This window comes from Stenotrophomonas sp. HMSC10F07, from assembly GCF_001807895.1.
GTDB classification, from domain to species: Bacteria; Pseudomonadota; Gammaproteobacteria; order Xanthomonadales; family Xanthomonadaceae; genus Stenotrophomonas; species Stenotrophomonas sepilia.
In genome coordinates, this window is record NZ_KV791326.1 from 51232 (window position 1) to 57548 (window position 6317).

The 6317-nt window shown below is 69.0% G+C and carries 4 protein-coding genes; all 4 read left to right on the forward strand.

Annotation, left to right across the window (positions count from 1 at the left end; all coding sequences use genetic code 11):
• The first annotated feature begins 146 nt into the window (after nucleotides 1-146).
• The 4 genes from HMPREF3114_RS02375 to HMPREF3114_RS02390 are packed head-to-tail and all read left to right on the forward strand — an operon-like array spanning nucleotide 147 to nucleotide 6217.
• A complete protein-coding gene (locus HMPREF3114_RS02375) occupies nucleotides 147-485 on the forward strand; it encodes a hypothetical protein (protein ID WP_053498807.1) in 339 nt (112 codons plus the stop codon).
• Nucleotides 486-541: 56 nt separating this feature from the next.
• Nucleotides 542-1795: a TolC family protein gene (locus HMPREF3114_RS02380; protein ID WP_070488942.1), complete on the forward strand. Its 1254-nt coding sequence runs from the start codon at nucleotides 542-544 to the stop codon at nucleotides 1793-1795.
• Nucleotides 1792-2997, forward strand: a complete 1206-nt coding sequence (locus HMPREF3114_RS02385) for an efflux RND transporter periplasmic adaptor subunit (RefSeq protein ID WP_053498804.1) — start codon at nucleotides 1792-1794, stop codon at nucleotides 2995-2997. Before HMPREF3114_RS02380 ends, HMPREF3114_RS02385 begins: the two co-directional genes overlap by 4 nt.
• A gap of 10 nt (nucleotides 2998-3007) precedes the next feature.
• Complete coding sequence (locus tag HMPREF3114_RS02390; RefSeq protein ID WP_053498803.1) at nucleotides 3008-6217, forward strand: efflux RND transporter permease subunit; 3210 nt, start codon at nucleotides 3008-3010, stop codon at nucleotides 6215-6217.
• The last annotated feature ends 100 nt before the right edge of the window (nucleotides 6218-6317 follow it).

The following is a 6317-nucleotide window of genomic DNA, read 5'->3' on the forward strand; positions in this document are numbered from 1 at the left end:
CAGCCGAGCATGGGCTCGGCTCTACAGAAGCACAGCCCGGTGGGCCGAAAGGCGCGCCCGGTCCACCTGAACGGGAGATTCCGACGAATTCCCGAGGCAGCCATTGATATTGTATCCGGCGAAAATCGCTTGCTAGCCTCCCTTCCATGCGCCGGATCACCCGCCAACTGCGTACGTACCTGATGATGCTGCTGATGGCGGCGTTCGTGGTCGTGCCGGTGGCCGACGTGCTGGCCTGCGCGGTCGAACCGCACGACACCACTGCGGTGCACGTGGAAAGCAACGCCAACGATGCCGAGGGTGACAGTGACAGCAAGCACGCCGGTGCGTGCAGCCACAACCACTGCCACCACTCCAACCTGAGCCTGCCGGCCAGCACCCTCGCCGCCTTCGGTGCGCCGCTGCCGGCGCGCTGGATGAATGCCGGCGACGCGGCGACCTATGCGGTCGCCCAGGATGAATTGACGCGTCCCCCCCGGGCGTGAGTTGAGCGCGTCCCGCGATTGCGGGCTCCCGTTTCACTCACAACCGGAATCCCCCTATGTCGATCCTGACACCTCGGTCGCTGCGTGCGGCCGGGCGGGTCGTCGCCGTGTTGCTGGGCCTGGTCCCGGCGGCATCGGTGATGGCGCAAGCCGCCCCTTCCTACGACACCCTGCTTGAACGCCTGGACCAGCTGCCCGGCACCCGCGTCGGTGCGGCGCTGGCCGAGGCCGCCGACGCGCGCGCCGACCAGGCCCGCGCACTGCCCAACCCTTCCCTGTCCTGGTCGGCCGAGAACGCCTGGGGCACCGGCTCCTATGGCGGCATGGGCAAGGCCGACAGCGTGCTTACCCTGTCCCAGCCATTGGAGGTCTGGGGCCAGCGCGGCGCGCGCGTCCGTGCGGCCCGCGCCGAGGCACAGGCGGCCAACCTGCGTGGCACGCAGAGCCGCAGCGATGTGGCCAGCCAGCTGGCGGTGGTCTACGCACAGGCGGAAAGTGCACTGCGCCGCTACACCCTGGCCGAAGAGGCACTGAGCCTCACCCGCGATGACGCCAACGCCGTCAACGCGATGGTCAAGCAGGGCCGCGAACCGCAACTGCGCGCGGTGCAGGCGCAGAGCGAAGTGGCCAACGCCAACGCCGCGCTGGATGAAGCGCAGGCCTTCCGCGATGCCGCGCTGGCACGCCTGGCCGGTGCTGCACTGCTGGAAGCGCCGGTGCAGTCGATCGGCGACAGCCTGCTCGACCGTGCGCCGCCGCTGCCACGCGGTGCCACCGATACCGCACTGGCAGTGCGCATCGCTGAAGCCGAAGCCGATGCGGCGGGCAAACTGGTCGAGGTGGAGCGCAAGCGCGCCCTGCCCGACCTCAGCGTCACCGCCGCGCAGACCCGCTTCCGCGAGGGCGGCGAGCGTGCCTACAACCTCGGGCTCAGCCTCAGCATCCCGCTGTTTGACCGCAACCGCGGTGGCATCCGCGCCGCCAATGCCGATCAGCGCGCGGCCGAAGCGCGCCTGGACCAGCAGCGCCGCGACAGCGAGGCGGCACGCCTCTCCGCCGTGGCCGGTTTGAAGGCCGCCGGCAGCCGAACCCGCGCCGCCGATGAAAGCGTGGTCGCCGCCGAAGAGGCGTATCGCCTGGCCCGCATCGGCTTCGACGCCGGACGCATCTCGCAGCTGGAACTGCGCAGCACGCGCAGCGCTCTTATCGCCGCCCGCGCCGCCGCCGTGGATGCGCGCCTGTCGCGCGTCGGCGCGGAAATCGATCTTGCCCGCCTTGAAGGGCGCGCACCCTTTGTGGAGGCCCCATGACTCTCTCCCGTACTTTTCCGCTGATCGGCGGCATGCTGCTGACTGTGTTGCTGGCCGGCTGCGCTGGCAACGCGCAGACACCTGCCAATGAAGACCCCGCTGCGACCAAGGCCGGCACCGACGACAGCCATGGCCACGCGCCCGGCAGCAAGGAAGCCAAGGCCGAATCCGCGAAGACGCCGGCAGACACCGATGAAGGCGTGGTACCGCTGACCCCTGAGCAGATCAAGGCGTCCGGTATCGAAGTGGTTGCCGTCGGTCGCGGCGGTGGCGGTTCCACCCGCCTCGCCGGTCGGGTGGAACCCTCGGTCGGTGCCCGTGCCTCGGTGGCCTCGACCGTGACCGGCCGCGTCGAGCGCGTACTGGTCGCGCCGGGCACGGCGGTGAAACAGAACCAGGCGCTGGCCATCGTGGTCAGTGGCGAGGCAGCGGTGTTCCGCGCCAATGCGCTGGCCGCATCCGCCGAAGCCGAGGCCGCACGCCTGGCCTATGGCCGCGACAAGGCACTGGTCGACCAGGGCGTGGTCGCCCGCCAGGAGCTGGAAGCCTCGCGTGCGCGTTCGCAGGCGGCACAGGCCCAGGCCGCTGCCGCACAGGCACAGGCCGCCGCCAACGGTGCGCCCGATGCCAGTGGACGCGTGCGCATCACCAGCCCGGTGGCCGGCATCGTCGGCAACGTGCAGGTCACACCGGGCGGTGTGGTCGCCGCCGGCAGTGCGGTGGCCGACGTCGCCGACCCGTCGATGAACGAGCTGGTGTTCACCGCACCGCCAGCGCTGGCTGCACAGGTCATGCCCGGCATGAAGCTGGAAGTGAGCGTGCCGGGTGGCAGCTTCACCGCTACCGTCACCGGTTCGGCCGCCGATGTACGGCAGCAGGGCGGCGTCGCAGTGATCCGCGCCACGCCGGTGGATGCATCGCTGCCGCCGGCCGGTTCGCCGGTATCGGCCGTGGTGGTCACCGAAGGCCAGGACGGCTCGCTCAGCGTGCCCGCCGATGCGGTGCAGAACGTCGATGGAAGCAGCGCGGTTTTCGTCGCCGTCGAAGGTGGCTTCAAGGCGCAGCCGGTGCTGGCCGGGCGCCGTGCCGGTGACCGCATCGAGATCCTCGGTGGCCTGAGCGGCAACGAGCGCATCGTCGGTGCCAACGCCTTCCTGCTCAAGGCCGAGCTGGCCAAGGGCGAAGCCGAGCACGGCCACTGAGGAGGCGATCATGTTCAAGCTGATCATTGAAACAGCGGTGCGCCACCGCTGGCTGGTGGTGTTCATGGCGGCGCTGATCGCCGCCGTGGGCCTGTTCCAGCTGGGCAAGCTGCCGATCGACGCCGTGCCGGACATTACCAACCGCCAGGTGCAGATCAACACGGTGGCCCCGGCGCTGACCCCGGAGCAGATCGAACGGCAGGTGACCTATCCGCTGGAAACCGCGCTGGCCGGCATTCCCGGCCTGACCACCACGCGTTCGCTGTCGCGCAATGGCTTCTCGCAGGTCACCGCGATCTTCACCGATGCCACCGACATCTACTTCGCCCGCCAGCAGGTGGCCGAACGCATGCGCGAGGCATCGGAAGACCTGCCCGATGGCGCGTCGCCGATGCTGTCGCCGGTCACCACCGGCCTCGGCGAGGTGCTGATGTGGACGGTGGACTTCACCGCATTCGATCCGGCCAAGCTGGCCAAGCCCGGTGAAGCGGGTTGGCAGGCCGGCGAGGTCTACCGCACACCGGAAGGCAACCTGCTGCGTACCCCCGAAGAACGCGCGACCTATCTGCGCACCGTGCAGGACTGGATCATCGCGCCGCAGATGCGCTCCAGCCCAGGGCTGGCCGGTGTCGATACGGTCGGCGGCTACGTCAAGGAATACGGCGTGCATCCGGACAGCGCCAAACTGGCCGCGCATGGCCTCGGCCTGGCCGACCTGGTTACCGCCCTGCAGCGCTCCAACGTGCAGGCCGGCGCCGGCTTCGTGCAGCGTGCCGGCGAAGGCCTGGTGGTGCGTGCCGATGGCCTGGCGCTGACCACCGAGGATCTTGCACAGGCGCCGGTGGCCACCCGCAATGGCGTGGTGGTGCGCGTGGCCGATGTAGCCACCGTGGAACTGAGCCGCGCGCCGCGCCTGGGTGCAGCCAGCCGCAATGGCCACGAGGCCGTGCTGGGCACCGCGCTGATGATTGCCGGTGGCAACAGCCGCACCGTGGCGCAGGCCGCGGCCGCACGTCTGGAACAGGTGAACACCTCGCTGCCGGCCGACATCGTGGCCGCACCGGTGCTGGACCGCAGTGTGCTGGTCAATTCCACCATCAAGACCGTGGCCCGGAACCTCACCGAGGGCGCGCTGCTGGTGGTGGTGGTGCTGTTCCTGCTGCTGGGCAACCTGCGCGCGGCCACCATCACCGCGCTGGTGATTCCGCTGTCGTTCCTGTTCGCGGTGATCGGCATGAACCGCTTCGGCATCAGCGGCAACCTGATGAGCCTGGGTGCACTGGACTTCGGCATCCTGGTGGACGGTGCGGTGATCGTGGTCGAGTCGACGCTGCTGATGCTGGGCCAGCGCCGCGCCGAACTGGGCCGGGCGCTGACCGCGATGGAACGGCTGCGCGTGGCCGCCGATTCCGCGCTGAAGATGGCGCGCCCGGCGGCGTTCGGCCAGCTGATCATCCTGCTGGTGTTCGCGCCGATCCTCACCCTGGAAGGTGTGGAGGGCAAGACGTTCCACCCGATGGCGGCGACCTTCATGCTGGCCCTGGTCGGTGCCTTCCTGTTCTCCTTCACTTTCGTGCCGGCGATGACGGCGCTGCTGGTGCGCGAGCCGAAGCTGAAGGACGGCGATGCACATGCGGACGACGGCGAGCACGAGACCAGGCTGATACGCGTGCTGCGTGCGCGCATCGAGCCGGTGATCCGCAAGGCCGTGGCGCATCCGCGCACGGTAGTGGCCAGTGCGGTGATGATGGTGGTGGTGGGCATCGGCTCGTTCTCGCTGCTGGGCCGCGAGTTCATGCCGACGCTGGACGAAGGCAACGTGGCGATGCAGGCGTTGCGCGTGCCGTCGACGTCGCTGGAGCAGTCACTGGCCATGCAACTGGCGTTGGAAAAGGTGATTGCCAAGCAGCCGGAAGTGGAGACCGTGTTCTCGCGTACCGGTACCGCCGAGGCGGCGATCGATCCGATGCCGACCAACATCTCCGACAGCGTGATCGTGCTGAAGCCACGCAAGGACTGGCCCGATCCGAAGTTGGCCAAGGACGCGCTGGTGGCCCGTTTCGAAAAGCTGGCCGGGCAGCAGCTGGGCAACAGTTTCGAGTTCAGCCAGCCGATCGAGCTGCGCTTCAACGAGCTGATTTCCGGCGTGCGTACCGACCTGGCCGTAATGATCTTCGGCGATGACTTCAGCCAGCTGCAGAAGGTGGCCGACCAGGTGGCGCTGAAGCTGCGTGCGGTGGATGGCGCGGCCGACGTGCGGGTGGAACAGATCTCCGGCCTACCCACGCTGAACGTGGCGATCGATCATGTGGCGGCGGCGCAGTACGGGCTGACTGCGGCGGATGTGAGTGATGCACTGTCCACCGGCATCGGCGGTACTGCGGCGGGCAAGATCTTCGAAGGCGACCGCCGCTTCAACGTGGTGGTGCGCCTGGACGATGCCGCGCGCAACGATCCGGACCAGCTGGCCTCGCTGCCGATCGCCACGCCGTCGGGGTTGGTGATTCCGCTGTCGTCGGTTGCGCGCATCACGGTCAGCGAAGGGCCGAACCAGATCAGCCGCAACAACGGCAGCCGCCGCGTGGTGGTGCAGGCCAACGTGCGTGGCCGCGACCTGGGCGGCTTCGTCGGCGAAGCGCAGGCCGCAGTAGCCGACGTGGCACTGCCGCCGGGTGCCTACCTGACCTGGGGTGGCCAGTTCGAGAACCTGCAGCGCGCGGAAAAACGGCTGGCGACGGTGGTACCGGTAGTGTTCCTGCTGATCGGCAGCCTGCTGTTCATGGCCCTGCGCAGCGGCAAGGAAGCCATTCTGGTGTTCAGCTGCGTGCCGTTGGCGCTGGTCGGCGGCATCCTCGCGCTGCTGCTGCGGGGCATGCCGTTCTCGGTATCGGCAGCGGTCGGCTTCATCGCCGTGTCCGGCGTGGCGACCTTGAATGGCCTGGTGCTGATGCAGGCGATCCGCGAACGCCTGGATGCCGGCGACCTGCCGCTGCAGGCGGCGATCAATGGTGCCTCCAGCCGCATCCGAGCAGTGCTGACCACGGCGCTTGTGGCGATCGTCGGCTTCATTCCGATGGCGATCGCCAGCGGCTCCGGCGCGGAAGTGCAGAAACCTCTGGCGACGGTGGTGATCGGTGGCCTGATCACCGCCACCGTGCTGACCCTGCTGGTGCTGCCGACGTTTGCGGCACGCGTGGCCAAGCCGCGGGCGGTGGGGTGAGGTTGGGGGTCGGATCCCCGCCCTTCGGGCGGGGCTCTGACCCGATCGCATCACGCTCGCCGGGCATGGCCCGGCGCTACCACCGCGCATTCTGGTAGCG

Coding starts and splice junctions, on each gene's coding strand:
- HMPREF3114_RS02375 (WP_053498807.1), top strand. CDS start 147: ATGCGCCGGATCACCCGCCAACTGCGTACGTACCTGATGATGCTGCTG.
- HMPREF3114_RS02380 (WP_070488942.1), top strand. CDS start 542: ATGTCGATCCTGACACCTCGGTCGCTGCGTGCGGCCGGGCGGGTCGTC.
- HMPREF3114_RS02385 (WP_053498804.1), top strand. CDS start 1,792: ATGACTCTCTCCCGTACTTTTCCGCTGATCGGCGGCATGCTGCTGACT.
- HMPREF3114_RS02390 (WP_053498803.1), top strand. CDS start 3,008: ATGTTCAAGCTGATCATTGAAACAGCGGTGCGCCACCGCTGGCTGGTG.